Origin of the sequence: Streptomyces sp. NPDC101490 (genome assembly GCF_044767145.1) — a bacterium.
Classification (GTDB): domain Bacteria; phylum Actinomycetota; class Actinomycetes; order Streptomycetales; family Streptomycetaceae; genus Streptomyces.
In genome coordinates this window covers 85,450-110,661 of the sequence record NZ_JBIWNI010000021.1, presented here as the reverse complement: position 1 = coordinate 110,661, position 25,212 = coordinate 85,450, and the positions used below count along the sequence as shown (strand labels likewise).

Sequence of the window (25,212 nt, the reverse complement as noted above, 5' to 3'; positions counted from 1 at the left end):
CTCACGAAGGTTCGACATGTCTAGTGCCGAGTCTGTCTTTCCCCAGCTCGAAGCTCTGCTCCCGCACGTCCAGAAGCCGATCCAGTACGTCGGTGGAGAGCTGAACTCCACGGTCAAGCCCTGGGAGGCCGCCGACGTCCGCTGGGCCCTGATGTACCCGGACGCGTACGAGGTCGGGCTGCCCAACCAGGGCGTCATGATCCTCTACGAGGTGCTGAACGAGCGCGAGGGCGTCCTCGCCGAGCGCACCTACAGCGTCTGGCCGGACCTCGAAGAGCTGATGCGCGAGCACGGGGTGCCGCAGTTCACCGTCGACAGCCACCGCCCGGTCGGCTCCTTCGACGTCTTCGGCCTGTCCTTCTCCACCGAGCTGGGCTACACCAACATGCTCACCGCCCTCGACCTCGCGGGCATCCCGCTGGAGTCGAAGGACCGGACGCTCGACCACCCGATCGTGCTCGCGGGCGGCCACGCGGCCTTCAACCCCGAGCCGATCGCGGCCTTCATCGACGCGGCGATCATCGGCGACGGCGAGCAGGCCGTCCTGGACATGACCGAGATCATCCGCGCCTGGAAGGCCGAGGGCAGGCCCGGTGGCCGCGAGGAGGTCCTCTTCCGCCTCGCGAGGACCGGCAACGTCTACGTCCCGGCGTTCTACGACGTCGAGTACCTGCCGGACGGCCGTATCGGCCGGGTCGTCCCCAACAGGTCCGGCGTGCCGTGGCGGGTCTCCAAGCACACCGTCATGGACCTCGACGAGTGGCCCTACCCCAAGCAGCCCCTCGTCCCGCTCGCGGAGACCGTCCACGAGCGCATGTCCGTCGAGATCTTCCGCGGCTGCACCCGCGGCTGCCGTTTCTGCCAGGCCGGCATGATCACGCGCCCCGTGCGGGAGCGAAGCATCACCGGCGTCGGCGAGATGGTGGAGCGCGGCCTCAAGGCGACCGGCTTCGAGGAGGTCGGCCTGCTCTCGCTGTCCTCCGCGGACCACTCCGAGATCGGTGAGATCGCCAAGGGCCTCGCCGACCGCTACACGGAGGACAAGGTCGGCCTCTCGCTGCCCTCCACCCGTGTCGACGCGTTCAACGTGGACCTGGCCAACGAACTGACCAGGAACGGACGCCGCTCCGGCCTCACCTTCGCCCCCGAGGGCGGCTCCGAGCGGATGCGCAAGGTCATCAACAAGATGGTCTCGGAGGAGGACCTCATCCGGACCGTCTCCACCGCGTACGGCAACGGCTGGCGCCAGGTGAAGCTGTACTTCATGTGCGGCCTGCCCACGGAGACCGACGACGACGTCCTCCAGATCGCCGACATGGCGATGAACGTGATCGCCGAGGGCCGCAAGGTCTCCGGCCAGAACGACATCCGCTGCACCGTCTCCATCGGCGGCTTCGTCCCCAAGCCGCACACCCCCTTCCAGTGGGCGCCGCAGCTGTCCGCGGAGGAGACCGACGAGCGGCTGCGCAAGCTCCGCGACAAGATCCGCGGCGACAAGAAGTACGGCCGTTCCATCGGCTTCCGCTACCACGACGGCAAGCCCGGCATCGTCGAGGGCCTCCTCTCGCGCGGCGACCGGCGCATCGGCTCCGTCATCCGCGCGGTCTACGAGGACGGCGGCCGCTTCGACGGCTGGCGCGAGCACTTCTCGTACGACCGCTGGATGCGGTGCGCCGAGAAGACCCTCCCCGAGCAGGGGGTGGACGTCGCCTGGTACACCACCCGCGAGCGCTCCTACGAGGAGGTCCTGCCCTGGGACCACCTCGACTCCGGTCTCGACAAGGACTGGCTGTGGGAGGACTGGCAGGACTCCCTCGACGAGACCGAGGTCGAGGACTGCCGCTGGACCCCGTGCTTCGACTGCGGCGTCTGCCCGCAGATGGACACGTCCATCCAGATCGGCCCCACCGGCAAGAAGCTGCTGCCGCTGACCGTCAAGAAGTAGCCCGTACGTACGGAGGCCCGGCCACGCGTTCCGTGGCCGGGCCTCCGTATGTCCGGGGCGTCCCCTTCCGGACCGGAAGGGGACGGCTCAGGTCGCGGCCAGCTCGTCGCGGCCGGTCTGGCGGGGGAGGGCGCCGCCGCTCTCGGCCAGCCGGGGCGAGGGCGCCGGAGTGCGCTCCGCCACGGGGACGATCGCGGGCCTCGGGCGCTCCTCGCCCAGGAAGACCCGCCGGACGACCCGCTCGGCGGCGGAGCCGTCGTCCCACGCGCAGAACCGCTCACGGAAGGCCCGCCGCAGGGCGGTGGCCCGCTCGCCCTTCCAGGCACCGCCGCGGAACGCCTCGATCAGCTCGTCCTCGGTGGTGGCGAGGACGCCCGGGGTGTCGCCGGGGGCCCCGGAGAGCAGGTCGAAGGTCACGCCGCGGCAGGTCCGGTACGCCTCCCAGTCGTCCGCGTAGGTGACGATCGGCCGGTCGAGGTTGGCGTAGTCGAACATGATCGACGAGTAGTCGGTGACGAGCGCGTCCGCCGCGAGGCACAGCTCCTCCACCGACGGGTGCCGCGACACGTCGATGAGCGCGCCCCGCTCGGCGAGGGCGTTCAGCTCGGGGTCGCCGCCGTAGAAGTAGTGGGCGCGGACCAGCAGGACGTGGTCGGGGCCGAGCTCGCGGGCGAACCGGGCCAGGTCCAGACGGGCGACGAACGCGTCCTTCTGGTGGTCGCGCACGGTGGGGGCGTACAGGATCGCCGTCCTGCCGGGCTCGATGCCCAGCTCGCCCCGGACGCGCCGCACGTCGGCGGCGGTGGCCCGGTAGTAGACGTCGTTGCGGGGGTAGCCGGTGTTCAGGGTCCGGAACGCGGCCGGGTAGACCCGCTCCCAGTGCTCGGTGGAGTGCTGGTTCGACGAGACGCTGTAGTCCCAGCGGTCCACGCGTTCGAGGAGCTTGTCGAAGTCCATGCTGCGGGCGACCGCCGGATAGCCCTGCTGGTCGAGCCCCATCCGCTTGAGCGGGGTGCCGTGGTGGGTCTGGAGGTGGACCTGCCCGGGGCGCTTGACGACGGAGTCCGGGAAGTTGACGTTGTTGACCAGGTACTTGGCCCTGGCCATCGCCTTCCAGTAGCCGAGGGTCGCCGGGGCGATCCTGGTCACACCGGCCGGGGTGCCGCCCGCGTGCTCCTTGTTCACGACCCACACCCCGCGGATGCCGGGCGCGAACTTCCGGGCCGCCTCGTGGACCGCGAGCGGATTGCAGCTCGGGGTGCGGCCCCAGTAGGCGGAGTAGACGGCGAGGTTCTCGTCCACGGGGAGGCGGCGCTGCACGGCGTAGTAGGCGCGCAGGGTCTTGCGGCTGCCCCAGCGCTTGGAGCGGCCGAGGGCGCGGAAGGCGGTCTCACGGGTGCCGTTGACCGTCTTCAGGGCCTCGAAGGCGGCGAACGAACCCGTCCGCATCACCTTGAACTTCAGCCCCACCATGCCGGGCGGCGGGGTGAAGCCCGCCGGCTCGTTCTTCCGGTAGACCTGACCGGCCCGCTTCAGATAGGCACGGCGGTGGCTGCGGGGTATTCGGAAACCGCGCGCGAAGGTGTAGAGGAAGTGGGAGACCATCCGCTCGAAGACGATCCGGCGGTAGGCGTCCAGACCCGGGCGGCCCGCGAGGTAGTCGAAGACCCGCTGGTACTGGTCGAAGATGACGAAGTGCTTGCGCGGGGAGCTGCTGCGCATCGAGCTGCCCTGACGGCGCTGCCGGTACTCGACGACCACGTGCTCCACGCCCGCGACACGGGTGGCGGCGGCCATGGTCGTGTAGACCATGAGCGCGTCCTCGTACAGGCCGTCGGTGAACGCGTAGCCCTCGCCGGTGAAGAAGTCGCGGCGGTAGGCGCGGTTCCACACCACCGCGAAGATCCGGAGCAGTTCGAGGTGGTCGACGGGGTTCACCACCCGGTCGCGGATCGCGGCGAGGTGGGGGCCGGTCCTGCTGGCCTCGACGCTGCCGTCCACATGGGTGCGGACGTGGTCGAAGAGCAGGATCTCGGGGTCCTCGGCCTCGTCGAGCCGCTTCGCCAGGGCTTCCAGGGAGCCGGGGCGGATCGAGTCGTCGCCGTCGAGGAAGAGCAGGTAGTCGCCGCGGGCGTGCTCGACGCCGGTGTTCCGGGCGGCGCCGATCCCGCCGTTCTCGGCGCGGTGCACGGCGCGCACCCGGGGGTCGCGGGCGGCGAACTCGTCGACGACGGCACCACTGCTGTCGAGGGAGCAGTCGTCGACGGCGATGACCTCGAAGTTCCGGTAACCCTGTGAGGTCACCGACTCGAGGCACTCGCGGATGTAGCCCTCGACCCCGTAGACGGGGATGATCACGCTGAATCGAGGGGTAGCTGCAGCCGGCATGCCTTGTGTCTCCTCTGTCGAACCGCTCGAACGCAGTATGACAGGAGCGTCTCCGTGTCCCGGAGACCACGGAGGCCGCCGGTGCCCGAACGACGGGTGAGCGAGGGCCCGACGACGGGCGAACAGTGGGGTGGGCGGATCGTCTATCCTGGAGAGCTGCGGCGACCGGGGGTCGCCGCAGAGTCGTATGGGCCGACGGGCGGGTGATTCCGGTCACCCCGTCCCGTATGCCGTGCGGGACCAGGTCCGTGCCCGTCAGGGGAGGCGCGGAAGGGCCGACGGTTAAGCTCGGACCGGGTACCGGGAGAAGTTACTGCGGTTCGACGGCAAAGCACGCCCCCGTCACCCCCTCAGGCGCTCGAGCTTGTCGAGCGGGTCTGGAACGGAAAGGAACGCAGAACTTCATGGCACCCCGGCTCAGCGTCATCGTCCCCATCTACAACGTGGCGCAGTACCTACCCGCCTGCCTCAACTCGCTCGCCGTGCAGACCTTCCAGGACCTGGAAGTTCTCATGATCGACGACGGCTCCACCGACGAGTCGAACGCGATAGCGGCGGAGTTCGCGGCCAAGGACTCCCGGTTCCGGCTGATACGCAAGGAGAACGCGGGTCTGGGCGCCGCCCGCAACACGGGTCTCGACAGCCTGGCCCCCCGCAGCGAGTTCCTCGCGTTCGTCGACAGCGACGACATGATCCCGCCGGACGCCTACCGGCTGATGGTCAGCAGCCTGGACGAGACGGGCTCGTCCTTCGCCACGGGCAACGTGGAGCACATCAACTCCACCAAGGTGTGGCAGTCCCCGATGCACCGCTTCCTCTCCCGGGGCGCCGTCAAGGCCACGCACGTCAGCAAGAAGCGGGCCCTCCTGACCGACCGGATCGCCTGCAACAAGGTCTTCCGCCGTGACTTCTGGGAGCGGCACTCCCTGCGCTTCCCCGAGGGCGTGCTCTACGAGGACACCCCGGTCATCGTGCCGGCCCAGTACCTCGCCGAGTCCGTCGACATCATCAGCCAGGCCACGTACTACTGGCGGCTGCGCGAGGGCGAGGCGAGCCCCTCGATCACGCAGCGCAGGACCGAGCCGAAGGCCGCCCGTGACCGCGCGTCCGCGGTGGAGAGCGTCAGCCGGTTCCTCGCCGAGCGCAAGGAGCCGCTCGCGGACGAGCTGAAGCGCGAGTACGACCACACCGTGCTCACCGGCGACCTGCGCATCTTCCTCAACGTGCTGCCCGACGGCGACGAGGAGTACCGCACCGAGTTCCTCCGGGTGGCCAACAAGTACCTCGACCAGGTCGACCTCAAGTCGGTCAACCGGCTGCCCACGGCGCTGCGCGTGAAGTGGCTGCTGGTGCGCAAGCACGCGCTGGCCGAGCTGCTCGACTTCATCGAGGCCGAGCGCATCGGCGAGCCCGTCGAGCTCGACGGCGTCCTGCGCAAGTACGCCCGGTTCCCCTCCCTGGAAGCCCGCTCGGACCTGCTGCCCAAGCGCGTCATGCGCATGGACAAGGACCTCCAGCTGCGTTCGCCGCTGAAGGAGCTGTCCTGGGAGGACGGCAAGCTGCGGCTGGCCGGCCACGCCTGGATCGACCGGGTCGACCAGACGAGCAAGCGCGGTGTCGTCAAGCTCCTCCAGCTGAAGCGCGAGGGCACCCAGCGCCGCATGCTGCTGCCCCTGGGCAACCTCTTCGACCCCGAGGCCACCAGCGGTTCCGGCCACAAGGGACGCGGGCACAGCTTCGACTGGGCGGGCTGGGAGACGGTCATCGACCCCGCCCGGTTCCGCAAGGGCGGCCAGTGGCAGGAGGGCCTCTGGCACGTGGGCATGCGCGTCATGTCCGGCGGCCTGGTCCGCTCCCGCTCGGTGCACTCGTACGGCTCCGACCGGCTGTCCTACCCGCCCTACCAGTGGCTCGACGACGAGCACCGGATGCTTCCGGAGGTCCGGCGGGCGGCGCTCAAGCTGCGCATCGAGAGGGTGCCGGTCCTCATCACCGGCTTCGCGCCCGCGGACGAGGAGATCCTCGTCCAGGGCCTGTTCAAGGAGAAGACCGCCCCGGGCGCCACGATCAGGCTCCAGGTCACCAACCAGAACAGCGGTGAGGTCCTCTCGTACCCGGTGGAGTTCCTCGCGGCCACCGGCGCGGGCATACCGATGCGGGTCCGCGTCCCGCTGCGCGACATCGCGCTCCTGCCGGAGCACCTGGACACCGCCGAGGCCGCGGCCGGCGGCGGGGCCGACCCCGCGAAGATGATGCGCCGCAACTGGAGCACCCTGGTCGAGATCGTGGACCCGGGCCAGGAGCCGAGGACGGTCCGTGTCGTCGTCGAGGACGGGCTGGCCGACCTCCAGGTCCGGCTGCCCGACTCCTTCGGCGAGGAGGCCACCCTCAACGAGGTGGCCGTCCTCTCCGGCGCCAACGGCTACCTGAAGTTCTCCGGCCGCCCGCTGCGCGCCAAGATCACCGGCATCGCCGAGACCGACGGCACCTTCCGGATCAGCGGCACCGCCCCCGTCGACGTGACGGGCCACCACCTGGTCGTCAGCGCCAAGGACCGCTTCGACGAGCGGACCGTCCCGCTGACCGTCCACCCGGACGGCACCTTCGAGGCGTCCTTCCGCCCCTCGACGATGTCCGGCTCCGACAGCAGCCTGCCGCTCAAGGCCGGCCGCTGGGTCTTCCGGCTCCAGGGCTCCGACGAGGAGCGGTCCGTCCCGCTCGTCGTGGACCGCCTCGCCGTGCCGCAGTTCCCGCTGGAGGGCGCGCACAACGGGCGCGAGTACCGCCTCGAGGTGCACTGGCAGGACCACCCGCAGCTCAACTGCCTGCCGGACCTCGGCCCGCTGGAGCGCGGCGCGAACCGTCAGTACCAGCTGCGCCAGGAGGTCTACGAGCAGGGCCGCGAGCTGCCGCTGCGCGACCAGGTGCTCTACATCAGCTACAACGGCAAGCAGTACTCGGACAGCCCGCGCGCGGTCCACGAGGAACTGCTGCGCCGGGGCTCGGACCTGAAGCACCTGTGGGTGGTCAGGGACGGTCAGGTCAAGCTGCCCGACACCGCCGAGGCCGTGAAGTTCCAGGGCCGCGACTGGTACGAGGCGCTGGCCCGGTCCCGCTACATCGTCACCAACGCGCACCTGCCGCACTGGATCAAGCGGCGGGCGGGCCAGGTGATCGTGCAGGCCTGGCACGGCACGATGCTCAAGAAGATCGGCCTGGACATCGATGCGCCGAAGTTCGACCCGAACTACCACGAGCGTCTGGTCCAGGAGTCGGCCAACTGGAACATCCTGGTCTCCTCGAACCGGTTCAGCACGCCCATCCTGAAGCGGGCCATGGGGTACGAAGGGCTGATCGCCGAGACGGGCTACCCGCGCAACGACTACCTGTACGCCGAGGACCGCGAGGAGCGGGCCCGTGAGGTCAGGGAGCGGCTGGGGCTGCCCGAGGGCAAGAAGGTCGTGCTGTACGCGCCGACCTGGCGCGACGACCTCTCGCACAGCCGCGGCCAGTTCAAGTTCGACCTCCGGGTCGACCTGGAGGACGCCCGCCGCCGCCTCGGGGACGACCACGTCTTCCTGATCCGGCGCCACTCCAACATCGTGGACAGCATTCCCGGCGCCGGGAACGGCTTCGTCTTCGACGTCTCCGAGTACCCCGACATCGCGGACCTCTACGTCGCCGCCGACATCATGATCACGGACTACTCCTCGGTCATGTTCGACTACGCGCACCTGCGGCGCCCGATGCTGTTCTTCACGTACGACCTGGAGCACTACCGCGACAAGCTGCGCGGGTTCTACTTCGACTTCGAGAACGACGCCCCGGGTCCGCTCATCGGTACCTCCGACGAGCTGGTCAAGGCCATCCAGGAGGTCGACGAGGTCGCGGTGGAGTACCGGGAGAAGTACGACCGGTTCCACCACCTCTTCTGCGACCTGGACGACGGCCACGCCTCGGTGCGGCTGGCCGACCTGATGTTCAAGACGGCACAGGACGGCGCCCCGCTGTAGCGGTACGACGACCGAGCCCCGGTCCGGGAAGGGATCTCCCTTCCGGACCGGGGCTCGGTCGTTGCCGCCCGGGGGCGTTACTTCTTGTCGATGATCTTCAGCGACAGCTGGCCGTTGCTGGAGAAGTAGGGCCGCAGCTCATGGCGGGCCGGGGCGCCGGGGACCGAGGACAGCCGGTTGCGCCAGCCGCTCTTCGCCTTGGCGGCCGGGACCGGGGCGCCGGACTGGCTCACCACCGGGTACGGGTAGGTGAAGACGTCCATCGGCGTGAGCACGTCGGTGGCCAGCTTGCAGACGCGGACACGGGGGGAACTCTGGTCCGGCAGCAGCCAGAGGTCCCAGACGTCCTCGGTGCCGGGCTGGTGGAGGCGGGCCGCGGCGGCGTTGTCCAGGGAGGCCGTGAAGCGTCCGTCGGCGCCGGCCACCACCGGGAAGCCGAAGTTCTTGTCGGCCTCCTTGCGGTGCACGGCCTCGATCCTGCTGCTGCCGCCGGGCTGGACGCCCCAGGCGGCGGCGTCGATGACGATCGTGGTGGCGCCCACGTTCAGGGCCGCGACCTCGACGTGCTGGGCGCGCACCCTGCTCTGCACCCGCAGGGTGCCGTCCGTGTGGGCGTGCGGCAGCAGCAGGGACAGGGCGGGGCCCTCCGCACGGGGCAGCTTCAGCGACAGGATCTGCAGGGTGTCGCAACCGGCCGACCGCAGCGGCAGGTCGAAGCCGGCGGCGCGGATCACCAGCTCCCAGTCGCCCTCGACGAGCGTCCCGAGCGCGGGGACCAGCGCCTCGCCTCCGACGAAGGGGAGGACGACCTCGTCCGCCTTCTTGCGGACGTCCTTGCAGACCAGCACGGCGTCGCTGTCGGCGGGCAGCCCCTCGACCCGCACCCGGACGTCACCCCCCGGGGCGACCACGGCGGCGGCCGTGCGGGGAACGGCCCGGCGGGCCCGCATGGTCTCCACGAGCTGCTCGAAGCGGGCGGCGGTCTCGGCCTCCTGGAAGCGGACCACGTTGGCCACCGCGGCGGCCGCCATCTTGCGGCGCAGGTCCTCGTCCGCGATCAGCTTCTCGATGTGCTCGGCGAGCGCCTTCTTGTCGCCGAGCGGGACGACGTAGCCGTCCTCGCCCTGCGTGATGATGTTGCGGGGGCCGTGCGGGGCGTCGTAGCAGACCGCGGGCAGACCGGCCGCCATCGCCTCGACGGTGACGTTGCCGAAGGCCTCCAGGTGGGACGGGAGGACGAAGACGGACGCCTTCGCGAACTCCGGGGTGACCGGGGTGGCCGGGCCCATCAGGAAGACCTGGTTGTTGCTGTTCGTCTCGTTGATCTTCTTGCGCAGGTTGGCGCGCTCGGGGCCGGAGCCGTAGATCCGCAGGCTCCAGTCCGGGTGGCGCGGCGCCACGGTGGAGAAGGCCTCGATGAGGTCGGCGAAGCCCTTGTGGGACTTGAGCAGACCGGCGGTCACCACGACCTTGTTGTCACCGGTGGACATCTGGCCCTCGTGGGCCGGGATGCAGTTCGGCATCGGGGAGAGCAGATGGCTCACGGAGGGGACGACCCCGGCGATGGTCCGGCACTCGTCCGGCGTCGGCGCGGTGATCGCGTCCATCTTCGGGTACGCGTCCCGGAAGAGGGCGTCCCGGATGTGCGGGCCGTACCGCGCGGGCCGCGAGTGCTCCATGGCCACCTTGAGGAAGTCACGGTCCGCGTACGCCAGCATGATGGTGATCTTGGGGTTGTTGCTGACCACGACATCGGCGTCGGTCGTGGCCAGGTACTCCATCAGCCGCCGCTCGGCCAGACGGCTGATCCACGGCTTCTTGTCCGTGGGCTCGTTCGGGTAGATGTGCGGGAAGGCCTCGATCATCGGATCGTCGCCGTCGTACGTGTGCGCGTGCTTCCGCATGTCACTGAGGGCGAGGGTCTTCACCCGGGGGTCCAGCGGGAAGAACGCCTGGTCACGGTTGCGGCGGAGGGAGACCAGCTCGACCTCGTGGTCGTCCGCGAGCGCCTTGGCCAGGTTGTGGATCGCGCTCACCACACCGCCGATGTGACAGCGGTCTACCAGAATGAAGGATATTTTCACGCCGAGCCTCGATGTGTGCGGAAGTGGGGACCCCTGGGAGGGACGTGCGGGACGCGTGGTCGAGCACGGAGGTGACGCACCATAGATTACGGGGCCTGTCCAGGAAGCAGGGCCGGTCCGCCCGCACCCTCCCACGGACCCGCCCGCCACCCGGGCCCGACGACGCCCCGACCCGCCGGGCCCCGGACCTCTTCCCCTCCCCTCCTCCCGGACCGTCCCCCGGCGGCCCCGCCCGACGGCACCCTGCCCGCGTACTCCTCCCGGGAACCCCGACGCGCCCGGGGCGCGTACCCTGGGCAGTACGACGAACGTCCCCGGCGCGGCGCCCGCCCCCGAGATCTCCCCGCAGGACGCGGGGGTGATCCGGGCGGCCCCCCGGAGACGCTTCCCAGGCTTCCGGGCGGCGCGCACCCGCGCCCGCCCCGCACCGAGGAGAAGAACCACTGGGCAAGCGACAGCCCGAAGGCCCGCCGCCCGCACCGGCGGTGCAGCGCATCCGACTGCGCTACACCAAGCGCGGCCGCCTCCGGTTCACCAGCCACCGTGACTTCCAGCGCGCCTTCGAACGCGCCCTGCGCCGCGCCGAGGTGCCCATGGCGTACTCGGCCGGATTCACCCCCCACCCGAAGGTGTCGTACGCCAACGCCGCCCCGACGGGCACCGGCTCCGAGGCCGAGTACCTGGAGATCGCGCTCACCGAGGCGCGGGACCCGGAGACCCTGCGGGCCCTGCTCGACGAGTCCCTCCCGGCCGGCCTCGACATCACGGACGCCGTCGAGGCCCGGACCTCCGGACTCGCCGACCGGCTCACCGCCTCCGTGTGGGAGCTGCGCCTCGAAGGCGTCGCCGTCGAGGACGCGGAGAAGGCCGTCGGGACGTTTCTGGCGGCCGAGACCGTGGAAGTACAGCGCAAGACGAAGAACGGCGTCCGCACCTTCGACGCGCGTTCGGCCGTCACCGCTCTGACGGCGGCACCTCCCCAGGGCGATCCCCGGGGTGACGCGCCGCTGGACAGCGCCTGTGCGATACTGCGGCTGGTTGTTCGGCACGTGACACCTGCCGTGCGACCCGACGACGTCCTGTCCGGTCTCCGAGCCGTGGCCGACCTGGCGCCGCCGGTCCCCGCAGCGGTGACCAGGCTGGCGCAGGGGCTCTTCGACGAGGAGTCCGGCACGGTGACCGACCCGCTCGCGCCCGACCGCGAGGCAGCCACGGCAGCGCCCGGCAGGGCCGCCGCGACCGCCCCGGCGACGGTGCCGGGTACGGACACCGCGTAAGGAGCGGTCGTCGTAGCGCAGCCCTGGTACTCGGGAGCCACCTGGGTCGGGCCGCGCACTGACCAGAAGACTTTCGCCAGGCCGTCCGCACAGGGCGTACGGAACCGGCGAGCCAGACATTCAGCTCCCGTGCGGCGCCCGCGCCCCGGACGGCGGCACCGCGCCCCACAGGCGCGACGTACCGCCGGACCGGAACCAGACGCGGCGCCCGGGAGCGTGACGGGAGAACCGCCCGCATGCTCGAGTCCAACGAAGACACCAACGCCCCCGGTGACAAGCTGCCGCCGCGCCGCAGGCGCCGCGCCGCTTCCCGCCCCGCCGGTCCGCCGGTGACGGACACCGCCGCCGGGACCACGGCGACCGACCCGGCCCCCGCCGTGGAGACCGCCGGGACCGCCGACGAGGCGACGGCGCCCGCGCCGCGCGCCCGTCGCCGTGCCACCCGCAAGACCGCCTCGCCCGAGCCGGTCGCCGCCCCCGCCGCCGAGGAGACCCCGGCGCCGGTCGCGGAGCCCGTGGCCGCCGCCGCGGTGGAGGAGGCCCCCGAGGCCGCCCCCGCCCGTACCCGCCGCCGCGCGACCCGCAAGGCCACCGCCCCGGCCGGAGCCCCCGCCGCCGAGGCGCCCGCCGAGACCGCCGCCCCCGAGGCCGTGGCCGAGGCCGTCGCGGAGGAGGCCCCCGAGGCCGCCCCCGCCCGTACCCGCCGCCGCGCGACCCGCAAGGCCACCGCCCCGGCCGGAGCGCCCGCCGAGGCCCCGGCCGCCGACCCGGCGCCCGTCGCCGAGACCCCGGCCCCGGTCGCCGAGGAGGTCGTGGAGGCCGTGGAGGAGACTCCCGCGCCGCGCGCCCGTCGCCGTGCCACCCGCAAGACCGCCTCGCCCGAGCCGGTCGCCGCCCCCGCCGCCGCCGAGGAGACCCCGGCGCCGGTCGCGGAGCCCGTGGCCGAGGCCGCCGCCGAGACCGCCCCCCGGGGCCGTACCCGCCGCCGCGCGACCTCCCCGCAGTTCACCTCCGAGCCCGCCCCGACCCGGGAGTCGCGCCGCGCCGGGCGCCCCTCCGTCGCCGTGTTCCAGGCCCCGGTCTTCACCGAGCCGATGTTCCAGACGCTGGAGAGCGCCGCCGCGGCCGCCGCCTTCGTGGCCGAGCCGGAGACCGACGAGACCGAGGCCGTCGAGCTCGACGAGACCGAGGCTGTCGAGACGGTGGAGGCCGTGGAGGCCCCCGAGCCCGTCGAGCGTGCCGAGTCCGGCCGCCGCCGTCGCCGCCGTCGTGGCGAGCCGGTCGCCGTCGAGCCCGTACCGGCCACCGTCGCCGACGAGCCCGAGGTCGAGGCCGCCGCCGACGAGATCGACGAGGCCGAGGAGCACGAGGAGACGGACGAGTACGGGGACCGCCCCTCCCGCCGTCGCCGCCGTGGCGGCCGTCGCCGCCGTCGTGGCGAGCCGGCCGACGCCGACGAGACCGAGGAGGGCGAGGAGCCCCGGTCCCACGACACCGAGGACCACGACGACTCCGAGGCGTACGAGGAGGCCGAGGAGGAGCAGGACGAGGCCGAGGGCTTCTCCGGCGGCTCCAGCAGCTCCCGTCGCCGTCGCCGTCGCCGCCGTCGCAGCGGTGACGCCTCCGCCGACGCCGAGGGCGCCGAGGAGGAGGGCGTCCGTACGGTCGTCAAGGTCCGCGAGCCCCGCCCGGCCCGCGAGAGGACCGAGGGCGGCACCGGCGCCGACGAGGTCCAGTCCATCAAGGGCTCGACCCGCCTGGAGGCCAAGAAGCAGCGCCGCCGCGAGGGCCGCGAGCAGGGCCGCCGCCGCGTCCCGATCATCACCGAGGCCGAGTTCCTGGCCCGCCGCGAGGCCGTCGAGCGGGTCATGGTCGTCCGCCAGAGCGGCGAGCGCACCCAGATCGGCGTCCTGGAAGACAACGTGCTCGTCGAGCACTACGTCAACAAGGAGCAGGCCACCTCGTACGTCGGCAACGTCTACCTGGGCAAGGTCCAGAACGTCCTGCCGTCGATGGAGGCCGCCTTCGTCGACATCGGCAAGGGCCGCAACGCCGTCCTGTACGCCGGTGAGGTCAACTTCGAGGCGCTCGGCATGGGCCACGGCCCGCGCCGCATCGAGAGCGCCCTCAAGTCCGGCCAGTCGGTCCTCGTCCAGGTGACGAAGGACCCGATCGGCCACAAGGGCGCCCGCCTGACCAGCCAGGTCTCCCTGCCCGGCCGCTACCTCGTGTACGTGCCCGAGGGCTCCATGACCGGCATCAGCCGCAAGCTCCCGGACACCGAGCGCGCCCGCCTCAAGACCATCCTCAAGAAGATCGTCCCCGAGGACGCGGGCGTCATCGTGCGCACCGCCGCCGAAGGCGCCAGCGAGGACGAGCTGCGCCGTGACGTCGAGCGCCTCCAGGCGCAGTGGGCCGACATCAGGAAGAAGGCCGACCAGATCTCGACGTCCTCGCCGTCGCTGCTGTACGGCGAGCCGGACATGACCGTCCGGGTCGTCCGCGACATCTTCAACGAGGACTTCTCGAAGGTCATCGTCAGCGGTGACGAGGCCTGGGAGACCATCCACGGCTACGTCTCGCACGTCGCGCCCGACCTGGCCGACCGCCTCTCGCGGTGGACCAGCGAGGTCGACGTCTTCGCCACGTACCGGATCGACGAGCAGCTCGCCAAGGCCCTGGACCGCAAGGTCTGGCTGCCGTCCGGCGGCTCGCTGGTGATCGACAAGACCGAGGCGATGATCGTCGTCGACGTCAACACCGGCAAGTTCACCGGCCAGGGCGGCAACCTCGAAGAGACCGTCACCAGGAACAACCTGGAGGCGGCCGAGGAGATCGTGCGCCAGCTGCGGCTGCGCGACCTGGGCGGCATCGTCGTCATCGACTTCATCGACATGGTCCTGGAGTCCAACCGCGACCTGGTGCTGCGCCGCCTCCTGGAGTGCCTGGGCCGGGACCGGACCAAGCACCAGGTGGCCGAGGTCACCTCGCTCGGCCTGGTCCAGATGACCCGCAAGCGGGTCGGCCAGGGCCTCCTGGAGTCCTTCTCCGAGACCTGCGTCCACTGCAACGGGCGCGGTGTCATCGTGCACATGGAGCAGCCGACGTCCGCCGGTGGCGGCGGCAAGCGGGCGAAGAAGCGCGGCCGCGGCGCCGACCAGCACGAGCACGAGCACACCGGGGCCACCGAGACCACCGAGCACACCGCTCAGGACCTGGTGGAGACCGAGGCCGAGGTCGCGGCCGAGCTGGCCGCCCCGGTGGCCCTGCCCGAGCCGATCGCCCCGGACGAGGAGCTGTACGGCTCCGTCGCCGAGGCGGAGGCCGCCGCCACCCGTGGCCGTGGCCGCCGTCGCGCCACCCGCCGGGTGTCCGCGCCCGCGACCGCGCGCCCGGTCGTGGAGACCGGGTCCGTGGCGTTCGAGCCGAACGAGCGGCCGGAGCCGGTCGCGGCGCCCGAGCCCGTCGTGACGCCCGAACCGGTCGTCGAGGCGGCGCCCGAGCCGGTCGCGGAGCCCGTCGTCGAGGAGGCCCCGGCCCCGCGCGGCCGTCGCCGTGCCGTCCGCCGGGCGACCTCGCCGGTCGTCTCGACCACCGAGCCGGTGGCGGTGCCCGCCGCCGAGCCCGTGGTGGCCGAGCCGGTCGTGGAGAGCGCCCCGGAGCCGGTCGTCGAGGCGGCGCCCGAGCCGGTCGTCGAGCCCGTCGTCGAGGAGGCCCCCGTGGCCGCCCCGCCGCGCGCCCGTCGCCGGGTGGTCCGCAAGGCCACCGCGCCCGCCGGTTCGCCCTCCGGTGCCGAGGAGGCCGCCGTCCTGGTGGTCGCCGCGGCTCCGGTCGCGGAGACGGCCCCCGAGGCGCCCGCCGAGGCCGAGGCCGAGCCCGCCCCCGTCAAGAAGACGGCGGCGCGCAAGACCGCGGCGAAGAAGACCACGGCCAAGAAGGCCGCCACCAAGAAGACGGCGGCGACCAAGAAGACCGCTGCGAAGAAGACCACCGCCAAGAAGGCCCCGGCCAAGAAGGCGGCGGAGAAGACCGCCGCCCCGGCCCAGGACTGACCGGCGGACGCGGGCCCGTCCTCCCTCGGGGGGACGGGCCCGCACCGTACGGGCGAATTTGACCCTCCGAGGCAGCCGCCCGTAACCTAGACCGTCGGCGTGTCTATCGACACGTCGCGCCTCTGAGCACTTCCCTCCCGCCCGTCGGGAGAGGCCGCTCGTCCGATTCCGGAACGCCGCGGGCCCTCGGGTCCGTGTGAGTGGCTGGCTTCAGAGGTTTCCACCCCGAGTGAGAGAGAGATCCGCGTGTACGCCATCGTGCGCAGCGGTGGTCGCCAGCACAAGGTTGCTGTCGGCGACATCGTTGAGGTTGACAAGATTTCCACCGCCCAGGTCGGCGACACGGTCGAGCTCTCGACCCTGCTCGTTGTCGACGGCGACGCCGTGACCAGCGACCCGTGGGTCCTGGCCGGTATCAAGGTCACGGCCGAGGTCGTGGACCACCACAAGGGCGCCAAGATCGACATCCTGCGCTACAAGAACAAGACCGGCTACCGCCGTCGCCAGGGTCACCGCCAGCAGTACACGGCGATCAAGGTCACCGGTATCCCCGCGGCTGCGAAGTAAGAGGGACTGAGACATGGCACACAAGAAGGGCGCATCGTCCACCCGTAACGGGCGTGACTCCAATGCCCAGCGGCTCGGCGTGAAGCGCTTCGGCGGTCAGGTCGTCAACGCCGGTGAGATCCTGGTCCGCCAGCGTGGCACCCACTTCCACCCGGGCTCCGGCGTCGGCCGTGGCGGCGACGACACGCTGTTCGCCCTGCAGGCCGGTTCGGTGCAGTTCGGCACCCACCGTGGCCGCAAGGTCGTGAACATCGTTCCGGTCGCCTGATCGGACACTCTGCGGAGGCGGACCTCACTTCCCGTACCGGGAAGCGGGTCCGCCTTTCGCGTGTTACTAGATAGACATTCCGTACGTCCCCGGTCTCCGGCCGGGGGGACCCCCAGTAAGTGGAGGCACACCCATGACCACCTTCGTGGACCGCGTCGAGCTGCATGTCGCCGCGGGTAACGGAGGCCACGGCTGCGCCTCCGTCCATCGGGAGAAGTTCAAGCCGCTCGGCGGGCCCGACGGCGGCAACGGCGGTCGCGGCGGCGATGTGACCCTGGTCGTCGACCAGGCGGTCACCACGCTCCTGGAGTACCACCACTCGCCGCACCGCAAGGCGACCAACGGACAGCCCGGCGCGGGCGACAACCGGTCCGGCAAGGACGGCCAGGACCTGGTCCTGTACGTACCGGACGGCACCGTCGTCCTCGACAAGCGGGGGGAGGTCCTCGCCGACCTGGTCGGTCAGGGCACCACCTTCGTCGCCGGCCAGGGCGGTCGCGGCGGTCTCGGCAACGCGGCGCTGTCCTCCGCGCGCCGCAAGGCCCCCGGTTTCGCGCTGCTCGGCGAGCCGGGCGAGGCGCGGGACATCGTCCTGGAGCTGAAGACCGTCGCCGACGTGGCGCTGGTCGGCTACCCGAGCGCGGGCAAGTCCTCGCTGATCTCGGTGCTGTCGGCGGCCAAGCCGAAGATCGCGGACTACCCGTTCACCACGCTCGTCCCGAACCTGGGCGTCGTCACCGCCGGTTCCACGGTCTACACGATCGCCGACGTCCCGGGTCTCATCCCGGGCGCCAGCCAGGGCCGTGGCCTGGGCCTGGAGTTCCTCCGCCATGTGGAGCGCTGCTCGGTCCTCGTGCACGTCCTGGACACGGCGACGCTGGAGTCCGACCGCGACCCGGTCACCGACCTCGACATCATCGAGGAGGAGCTGCGGCAGTACGGCGGTCTCGAGGACCGGCCGAGGATCGTCGTCCTCAACAAGGTGGACATCCCCGACGGCCAGGACCTCGCGGACATGATCCGCCCGGACCTGGAGGAGCGCGGCTACCAGGTGTTCGAGGTCTCCGCCGTGGCGCGGCTCGGCCTCAAGGAGCTGTCGTTCGCCCTCGCGGGCATCATCGGCGAGGCGCGCGCGGCCAAGCCCCAGGAGGAGGCGACCCGGATCGTCATCCGTCCGAAGGCCGTCGACGACGCGGGCTTCACGGTCGTGTACGACGAGCAGGAGGAGGTCTACCGGGTGCGCGGCGAGAAGCCGGAGCGCTGGGTACGTCAGACCGACTTCAGCAACGACGAGGCCGTGGGCTACCTCGCCGACCGTCTCAACCGCCTCGGCGTCGAGGACAAGCTCATGAAGGCGGGCGCCCGCGCGGGCGACGGCGTGGCGATCGGTGCCGAGGACAACGCGGTCGTCTTCGACTGGGAGCCGACGATGATGGCCGGTGCGGAGATGCTCGGCCGCCGTGGCGAGGACCACCGCCTGGAGGCCCCGCGTCCCGCCGCCCAGCGCCGCCGCGACCGCCAGTCGGAGCACGACGAGTCGCAGCGCGAGTACGACGAGTTCGACCCCTTCTAGGCGCTCTCCGCAGGGTCCCGCCGGTCGGGTGGGATCCTGCGGGAGTGCGCGGGGAGGTCGGCCCCACCGGACGGAGTCCGGCGGGGCCCTCCCGGGTCGGTGGCCGGGTGTCCGAGAGGACGCCCGGCCCTTTTCTCTTTCGGGGGGACGGGCGGGGAAGACGGCCATTCGGGTGGCGGAGGTCCCGTACCATCCCTCGGGTGATCAGTATCACTCCCACTCCCATGGCAGGAAAGCTCGGCGTTGTGGTAATCGCACACAATGACGAGCTGCTGGTAGGTGACGCGATCCGGTCGGTGCTCGACCAGGGGCCGGTGGTCGCGGAGGTCGTGGCCGTCGACGACGGTTCGAGCGACGGCACCGCCCGGGTCCTCGACGAACTGGCCGCACTGCACCCCCGGCTGAGGGTCGTCCACCGGACGGTGAACAGCGGGGGCTGCGGCACCCCCCGCAACGACGGCGTCCGGGCCGTCACCGCCCCCGTCGTGATATTCCTCGACAGCGACGACGTCCTGCCGCCGGGCGCGGCCGAGACCCTGGTCGCGGCGGCCGAGCGGACCGGGGCCCCCGTCGCGGTCGGTGCCTGCGTCCGGCGCGAGCTGCCCGAGGGCCGCGATGTGCGCTGGCAGCCCGCGCTCTACCACGAACCCGCCCTCCTGGAGGGCGCGGCGGACCTGGTCCCGCTCGTCTACGACACGCTCTGCGTCAACAAGGTCTACGACCGGGAGTTCCTCGCCGAGCACGGCATCCGTTTCCCCGACGGCCGCTGCGTCTACGAGGACTTCCTCTTCACCGCCCGCGTCCTGGCCGCCGCGCCGCGCGTCGCGGTCGTCCCGGACACCGTCTACATCTGGCACGTGCGCCGTGCCACGGCCCGGCCGTCGATCTCCCTGGACCGGGACGGCATCGCCAACTGGCGGGCCCGGGTCGCCGCCCACCGCACCGCCGTGGAGACCTTCGAGGATGCCGGCCGCAAGGAGCTGGCCGCCGCCTGCCGCACCAAGTTCCTCGACCACGACCTGCTCCTCTACGCCCGGGACCTGCGGCGGCACGACGCCGCCTACCGGACGGCGTGGTGGGCCCTGGCCCGCGAGCACCTCGGGACCTTCGGCGAGGAGGTGATCGCCGCTGCGTCCGTCCCGGCCCGCTGGGCGGCGCGGTTCCTGCTGGCCGCGGAGGCTCCCCGGGACCTGGAGCGGCTGTCCCGGCTGGCCGCCGACCCGCCCCGGCTGCTCCCGCCGTACGCCGGGAGCGGGGACGCCGCCGTCTGGTCCGAGGACCTCCCGGTGGAACTGGACGGACCGCACGACCTGCCTCTCGACCGGCTTCCGCTGGTCGTGGACGGCGATCTGCGGCGGGGCCCGACCGGCACCCGGCTGCGGTTCACGGTCCGTGACTTCTACGGGCGGCTGCGGGCCTCGGCGCCCCGCTCCGCCAGGGTCGACCTGCTGCCGAGGGGCGGCGACACGCCCGTCCGCAGCGAGCGGACCGAGCTGCGCGAGGTGGCGGGCGGCTGGTCCGGCGGGGTGCCCGCCGGGCTCACCGCCCTGGCCCGCGAGGGCCGCCGCGCGGGCGCCCGGGGGGTGCAGCTCTGGGACGTCCGGATCACCGTGACCTGTGCGGACGGCGGGTCCTTCGGGACGGCGCTGCGGCTCCCGGAGGACCGGCAGGGCCGCTCCGCCGTGCCGAGCAGCCGGTACGGTGTACTGCTGGTGGGGCACTACACCACGGCGAACGGCTCGCTGGCGGTGCGGCTCGCACCCGGGGTCCTCTGCGGACTCCGCGCGGTGGGAGCCAGGCTCGGCAGGCTCTCCCGCGGTTCACAGCGAAAGGGGTTTGGGGCATGACCTACCTGATCACCGGCGGCGCCGGATACATCGGCTCCCACGTGGTCCGCGCCATGACGCGGGCGGGCGAGCGGGTCGTCGTCCTCGACGATCTGTCCACCGGCTACGAGTCGCGGGTGCCCGAGGGAGTCCCCCTGGTGGTCGGCTCCACCCTGGACCGCGAGGTCCTGGACCGGACGATCGCCGAGCACGGCATCACGGGTGTCGTCCACCTCGCCGCCAAGAAGCAGGTCGGCGAGTCCGTCGAACTGCCGCTGCACTACTACCGCGAGAACGTCGTCGGCCTCACGGTCCTCCTGGAGGCCGTGGCCGCCGCCGGAGTGCGCAACTTCCTCTTCTCCTCCTCCGCCGCCGTCTACGGGATGCCGGACGTCGACCTCGTCACCGAGGAGACCCCCTGCCTGCCGCTGAGCCCGTACGGCGAGACCAAGCTGGCGGGGGAGTGGCTGGTACGGGCCACGGGCGCCGCGCACGGCATCTCCACGGCCTGTCTGCGCTACTTCAACGTGGCCGGCGCGGCCACCCCCGAGCTGGCCGACACCGGGGTGTTCAACCTGGTCCCGATGGTGTTCGAGCGTCTCGACGCGGGCGAGTCCCCGCGCGTCTTCGGCGACGACTACGCCACCCCGGACGGCACCTGCATCCGTGACTACATCCACGTCGAGGACCTCGCGGACGCGCACCTGGTCGCCGCCCGCAAGCTCGCGGAGTGGGCGGACCGTGGCGAGCCGCGCGACCTGACGGTCAACATCGGCCGCGGCGAGGGCGTCTCCGTCACCGAGATGGTCCGCCTGATCAACGAGATCACCGGCCACACCACCGAGCCGCTGGTCACCCCGCGCCGCCCCGGCGACCCGGCCCGGGTCGTCGCCTCCGCCGACCGCATCGCCGCCGAGCTGGGCTGGAAGGCCCGGCACGACGTGCGCGACATGATCTCCTCGGCCTGGGAGGGCTGGGCCGCCCGCCGCGCCACGACGGTCTGACCGCCGCACGACACGCCGGGAGGCCGCCGCCCGCCGCGGTGGGACGCACGCGGTGAGAAGCACGTGGTGTGACGCACAGGCGTGACGTGGAGAGGGGCCGGGGAGCGTCGCTCCCCGGCCCCTCTCCGTCCGTTCCGGCCGGTCGGCCCGGTCAGCGTTCCAGGAAGGCGAAGAGCGTCTCCCACCGGTCGGTGATCCGGTCGGCGGAGTAGCGCCGCACGTTCCTGAAGGCCGCGTCGCCCATGCGGTCCCGCTGCTCCTTGTCCGCGATCAGCGTGCTGATCCGGCCGCCCAGCTCCATGGTGTTGCCGAGCCGGGCCAGCAGCCCGTCCTCTCCGTCGCGGATGATCTCGCGGACGCCCGGGGCGCAGTCGAACGCGGCGCAGGGCACCCCCGCCGCCATCGCCTCCAGGAGGGTGATCGGGAAGCCCTCCGCCCGTGACGCCTGGGCGAACACGGAGGCCCCGGAGAGCGCCCCGAGGACGTCGTTGGTACGCCCCATCCACAGGACGGAGCCGTCCAGGCCGAGAGCGGTGGTGCGCTGCCGCAGGGCCCGCTCCTCGTCCCCGGTGCCGTAGATCCGCAGGGTCCACCCGGGGTGCCGGGGGGCGATCTCGGCCCAGCTGTCGAGCAGTATGTCGACGCCCTTCTCGTGCGAGAGGCGGCCCACGGAGACGACGGCCTTCTCGCTGCGCGGGACCGGGGCCGTCGGCATGAACGGGAGGGCGTTGGGCATGTGGCCCACGTTGTCCATACCGGCCCGGATCCACTGGTCCGCGTCGCCGGGGGTGAGGACGAGCAGCCGGTCGACGTTCCGGTAGTGGCGCTTCACCCGGGCGAGCCGGGACGCGGCGGCGCTCGCGGCGTACGACTCGTGGCTCATGCCGATGACGAGGAGCCCCCGGGTGTCGGCGAGCGCCACCCACTCCATGGCCCACACCTGAGTCACGATCACGACGGCCCCGGGCCGGGCGGCGGCGAAGAGGGCGGTCAGCCGGTCGGCCCGCCGCCGCATCCCGGCGGCCCGGACCGCGTGCCGCCTGCGCCCGGCGACGTTGAGCCTCCCCCTGATCCCGCGCAGCGGGCGGACCTGCGGCGGGTGGACGTCGTACAGCGTGGTGGTGGAGTACGGCAGCGGGTCGGGGAACTCGTGGCGGCGGCCCTCCGGAGCCGGGGTGACGCCGATGACGTGCACCCGGTGGCCCCGCTCGGTGAACGCCCCGGCCATCTGATGGGTCCAGGTCGTCACCCCGCCCATCTCGTCCACGCTGTTGGCGACGATGAAGATGTCACGGCCGCCGGTCGCGGCGGTCTGCTCGGTCACTTCCCGCTCCTGGTGAAGAACATGGCGACGACCCGCCGGGCCGCGTCGCCCCGGTCGTACTCGCTGAAGTCCTCGTTGAACCGGCGCCGGGCCGTCGCGTACTTGATGTCGGCCTCGTTGTGGAGATCGGCCACCACCGAGAAGAGCTCGTCCTGGGTCGTCACGACCGGACCGGGGGCGTGCTCCTTCAGGTCGAAGTAGGTGCCCCGGTTCTCCTTGGCGTACTCCTCGTAGTCGTACGTGAAGAAGACCATCGGCCGGTCGAGCAGCCCGTAGTCGAACATCACGGACGAGTAGTCGGTAATCAGCCCGTCCGCGAGGGCCAGCAGCGGAGCGACGTCGTGGTGGTGGGAGACGTCGACGACCCGGCCCCGGACCGACGGGGGCAGCGACACGCTGTTCAGGTAGTGCGTCCTGATCAGCAGGGTGTGGGTGTCGCCGAAACGGTCGGCGAACTCCTCGATGTCGAAGGGCGCCCGGAAGGCGCGCACCTTGCCGCCGGGGGCCGAGCGGAACGTCGGCGCGTACAGCAGGACCCGTTTGTCCGGGTCGATGCCCAGCTCCGCCGCGAGCGGCCCGCGCTCCCGGCGGCCCGTCGCGGTCTCCGCGCGGCGCGCGGCGGAGAGGCCGTCGTTGCGGGGGTAGCCGACGGGCAGCAGCACCTCGTCACGGAGCCGGAAGGCCCGCCCGAGGGTGCGCCGGTCGTGCTCGCCGCGGATCAGGAAGTGGTCGAAGCGGTCCAGCGCCTGCTGGAACGAGGCCTGGGCGGCCTGCCCGCGAGCCTTCGTGTGCGGTTCGTCGAAGCCCATCCGCTTGAGGGCGGTGCCGTGCCAGGTCTGGATGTACGTGGTCCCCGGGCGCTTGGTGAGGCGCAGCGGGAAGCCCTGGTTGTCGATCCAGAACTCGGCCTGGGCCAGCGCCCGCAGATACGGGCGGCTCCAGCGCTTGACCAGGGTGGCGTCCTCGGGGAAGCCGGTCGGCTCCGCGCCCGCGTACGACCAGACGCCCTCGAAGGGGACGCCCTGGCGGCGCATCTCCTCGTAGATGGCCCGTGGACTGTCGCTGTACTGCTTGCCGAGGTGGCTCTCGAACACCACGAGCCCCTTGCGGATCGGTAGTCTGCGGTAGACCCGGTCGTAGATCCGCAGCTTGGTCTCGCCGGAGTCGAGGTCCTTCCGCGCCTTCAGCAGCCGCCGCAGCCCCGTCTTGGTGAGCCGGGCGGCCCGCCCCTGCATGGCGCCCTCGATCAGGGCCGTGGTGCGGACCGCGGCCCTGCCCTCGGCCGCCAGGACGTACGAGAGATTGCCCTTGCGGGTGACCTCGGGCACGAAGCGGTCGGAGACCAGGGTGGTCAGCCGGGGGCGGATGCGCAGACCGTCGGCCTCGTCGATGGCGGTGCCGCCGACGGAGACCCGGGTCCGCAGCCGTCGGCCGTCGACGGTGAGGATCAGCCGGACGTCCCAGACCGCGTCGATGACGCCGAGGGGACGGACCGCGCGGGCGACGTCCACCTCGCCCTCCCATTCGATGCGGTCGCCCGCGTGGCGGAGGGTGCCGACCGGGACGCGGGCCGTCCGGCCGCCGACGCTCCGGCGCGCCGAGAACTCCAGGACGGCGGAGAGCCGTGCCCCGGGGGCGATCCGGCCGAGCGGATTGACCACCCGCCCGGCGAGACGGACGACCCCGTCCCGCGCCTCGTACGAGGTCAGCCGGTTGCCGAGGGCGAGCGAGGCCAGCGGCCTGCTGTCGTACTGGGAGGAGGACACGTCCAGGATCGCGCGGCCCTGTTCGGTGTCCAGGTGCTCGGCGCACCAGTAGATCCTGCCGTCGCGTTCGGCGAGCGGGGAGGTGAGCCGGCCGGCGTTGGTGAGCGCGTCGGTGGCCGGCAGGAGGTTGGGCCAGTCCTCCTTGCTCAGCAGATAGGCGCAGACGGCGTGCATCCGCTGCACCTCCTCGTAGGCCCGGGGATCGATCTCGGCGAGGTAGCCGTTGGCCAGTTCGGCGAACTCGCGCCGGTAGTCGTCGCCGAGCAGCGGCAGGTCGCGCAGGTGCAGGACCAGGTCGTGCTTGAGGAACTTGATGTCCTTGCGGTACTTCAGCTCCTCGTACCCCCGGCTCTCCAGGAGGGCGTCCACCCGGCGGTGGATCTCCATCCGGTGGGCGAAGTTGGCGATCTCGTGGCGTCTGTTGCTGATCGACTTGGCCGCCGCGCCCTCCTGGACGTTCCAGTAGTAGACGTGGTTGGGGATGAGGGTGATCCGCCGCGCGGCGACATACGCCTGGGCCGAGAAGAGCAGGTCCTCGTAGTGGATGCCGACCGGGAACTCCAGGCCCTGTTCGAGGAGGAACGCGCGCCGGTAGCACTTGTTCGTCGACAGGGTGTCGAAGACCAGCAGGTCGGACAGTTCGGTGATCGACTCGATGGTCCGGGTCCTGGAGTAGAGCCAGGGGTACCACTCGGTCGTCTTCCGGTTGCGGCTGTCCAGGTGCACCCGGACGCACAGCCCGGAGACCAGGTCGGCGCCGGTGCTCTCGGCCGCGTCGAGCATGTTGCGGCAGGCGTTGGGTTCCAGTTCGTCGTCGCTGTCCAGGAACATCACGTACGTGCCGGTGGCCTGCCGCACGCCGTGGTTGCGGGGGGCGCCGCAGCCGCCGCTGTTCCGTGGCAGCTGGAAGGCCCTGACCCGGTCCGGGTGCGCGGCGGCGAGCGCGCGGGCGACCTCGAAGGTGTCGTCCTTGCTGCGGTCGTCGACGATCACGACTTCGACGCCGTGCAAGGTCTGCTCCAGCACCGACCGGACGGCGGTCGGCAGACGCTCTGCGTCGTTGTAGGCGATGACGACCACGGAGACGTCAGGCACGTGCACCTCGATTCATTTGTCCGTCCTCCA

13 protein-coding genes are annotated in these 25,212 nt (G+C 71.9%); 9 read left to right on the top strand and 4 right to left on the bottom strand.

Features of this window, described 5'->3' with window-relative positions; all coding sequences use genetic code 11:
* Positions 1 to 16: 16 nt before the first annotated feature.
* Positions 17 to 1,945 (top strand): TIGR03960 family B12-binding radical SAM protein, encoded by a 1,929-nt coding sequence (locus tag ACIRQY_RS28865; RefSeq protein WP_403930657.1) that lies wholly within the window; start codon positions 17 to 19, stop codon positions 1,943 to 1,945.
* A gap of 87 nt (positions 1,946 to 2,032) precedes the next feature.
* Here ACIRQY_RS28865 and ACIRQY_RS28860 read toward each other — a convergent pair whose 3' ends face one another.
* Entirely contained in the window at positions 2,033 to 4,333 is a 2,301-nt protein-coding gene (locus tag ACIRQY_RS28860; RefSeq protein WP_351792809.1) for a bifunctional glycosyltransferase family 2 protein/CDP-glycerol:glycerophosphate glycerophosphotransferase, read from the bottom strand.
* 404 nt (positions 4,334 to 4,737) lie between these two features.
* On the opposite strand from ACIRQY_RS28860, the gene ACIRQY_RS28855 reads away from it, so the two are divergent.
* Positions 4,738 to 8,346 carry a CDP-glycerol glycerophosphotransferase family protein gene (locus tag ACIRQY_RS28855; protein WP_403930656.1) on the top strand — a complete coding sequence of 1,203 codons (3,609 nt, stop codon included), beginning with the start codon at positions 4,738 to 4,740 and terminating at the stop codon, positions 8,344 to 8,346.
* A 77-nt stretch (positions 8,347 to 8,423) separates the two neighbouring features.
* Here ACIRQY_RS28855 and ACIRQY_RS28850 read toward each other — a convergent pair whose 3' ends face one another.
* Positions 8,424 to 10,385: a glycosyltransferase gene (locus ACIRQY_RS28850; protein ID WP_403930655.1), complete on the bottom strand. Its 1,962-nt coding sequence runs from the start codon at positions 10,383 to 10,385 to the stop codon at positions 8,424 to 8,426.
* Positions 10,386 to 10,915: 530 nt separating this feature from the next.
* Between ACIRQY_RS28850 and ACIRQY_RS28845 the strand changes: the two genes are divergently transcribed.
* From ACIRQY_RS28845 to galE, 7 genes are all read left to right on the top strand, one after another.
* Positions 10,916 to 11,707: a TIGR03936 family radical SAM-associated protein gene (locus ACIRQY_RS28845; protein WP_351792817.1), complete on the top strand. Its 792-nt coding sequence runs from the start codon at positions 10,916 to 10,918 to the stop codon at positions 11,705 to 11,707.
* Positions 11,708 to 11,943: 236 nt separating this feature from the next.
* On the top strand, positions 11,944 to 15,759 hold the full coding sequence (locus tag ACIRQY_RS28840; RefSeq protein WP_403930653.1) for an Rne/Rng family ribonuclease: 3,816 nt from the start codon (positions 11,944 to 11,946) through the stop codon (positions 15,757 to 15,759).
* Positions 15,760 to 16,005: 246 nt separating this feature from the next.
* The gene (rplU, locus tag ACIRQY_RS28835) at positions 16,006 to 16,326 is read left to right on the top strand and encodes a 50S ribosomal protein L21 (RefSeq protein WP_147986440.1); all 321 of its coding nucleotides are present in this window, start codon (positions 16,006 to 16,008) and stop codon (positions 16,324 to 16,326) included.
* 13 nt (positions 16,327 to 16,339) lie between these two features.
* Positions 16,340 to 16,594, top strand: a complete 255-nt coding sequence (gene rpmA, locus ACIRQY_RS28830; protein WP_029387501.1) for a 50S ribosomal protein L27 — start codon at positions 16,340 to 16,342, stop codon at positions 16,592 to 16,594.
* 133 nt (positions 16,595 to 16,727) lie between these two features.
* Positions 16,728 to 18,167 (top strand): GTPase ObgE, encoded by a 1,440-nt coding sequence (obgE, locus tag ACIRQY_RS28825; protein ID WP_351792824.1) that lies wholly within the window; start codon positions 16,728 to 16,730, stop codon positions 18,165 to 18,167.
* Positions 18,168 to 18,367: 200 nt separating this feature from the next.
* A complete protein-coding gene (locus ACIRQY_RS28820) occupies positions 18,368 to 20,014 on the top strand; it encodes a glycosyltransferase family 2 protein (protein ID WP_403930651.1) in 1,647 nt (548 codons plus the stop codon).
* The gene (gene galE, locus ACIRQY_RS28815) at positions 20,011 to 20,997 is read left to right on the top strand and encodes a UDP-glucose 4-epimerase GalE (RefSeq protein ID WP_403930650.1); all 987 of its coding nucleotides are present in this window, start codon (positions 20,011 to 20,013) and stop codon (positions 20,995 to 20,997) included. The genes ACIRQY_RS28820 and galE overlap by 4 nt, the downstream gene beginning before the upstream one ends.
* 151 nt (positions 20,998 to 21,148) lie before the next feature.
* Here galE and ACIRQY_RS28810 read toward each other — a convergent pair whose 3' ends face one another.
* Positions 21,149 to 22,255 carry a glycosyltransferase gene (locus ACIRQY_RS28810; RefSeq protein WP_403930679.1) on the bottom strand — a complete coding sequence of 369 codons (1,107 nt, stop codon included), beginning with the start codon at positions 22,253 to 22,255 and terminating at the stop codon, positions 21,149 to 21,151.
* Positions 22,256 to 22,317: 62 nt separating this feature from the next.
* Positions 22,318 to 25,188, bottom strand: a complete 2,871-nt coding sequence (locus tag ACIRQY_RS28805; RefSeq protein ID WP_403930648.1) for a CDP-glycerol glycerophosphotransferase family protein — start codon at positions 25,186 to 25,188, stop codon at positions 22,318 to 22,320.
* Between the last annotated feature and the right edge of the window lie 24 nt (positions 25,189 to 25,212).

Bases quoted from the DNA above. Each gene is read 5' to 3' on its own strand.
- ACIRQY_RS28865 (WP_403930657.1), top strand. From the start codon at position 17: ATGTCTAGTGCCGAGTCTGTCTTTCCCCAGCTCGAAGCTCTGCTCCCG.
- ACIRQY_RS28860 (WP_351792809.1), bottom strand. From the start codon at position 4,333: ATGCCGGCTGCAGCTACCCCTCGATTCAGCGTGATCATCCCCGTCTAC.
- ACIRQY_RS28855 (WP_403930656.1), top strand. From the start codon at position 4,738: ATGGCACCCCGGCTCAGCGTCATCGTCCCCATCTACAACGTGGCGCAG.
- ACIRQY_RS28840 (WP_403930653.1), top strand. From the start codon at position 11,944: ATGCTCGAGTCCAACGAAGACACCAACGCCCCCGGTGACAAGCTGCCG.
- rpmA (WP_029387501.1), top strand. From the start codon at position 16,340: ATGGCACACAAGAAGGGCGCATCGTCCACCCGTAACGGGCGTGACTCC.
- obgE (WP_351792824.1), top strand. From the start codon at position 16,728: ATGACCACCTTCGTGGACCGCGTCGAGCTGCATGTCGCCGCGGGTAAC.
- galE (WP_403930650.1), top strand. From the start codon at position 20,011: ATGACCTACCTGATCACCGGCGGCGCCGGATACATCGGCTCCCACGTG.
- ACIRQY_RS28810 (WP_403930679.1), bottom strand. From the start codon at position 22,255: ATGGGCGGGGTGACGACCTGGACCCATCAGATGGCCGGGGCGTTCACC.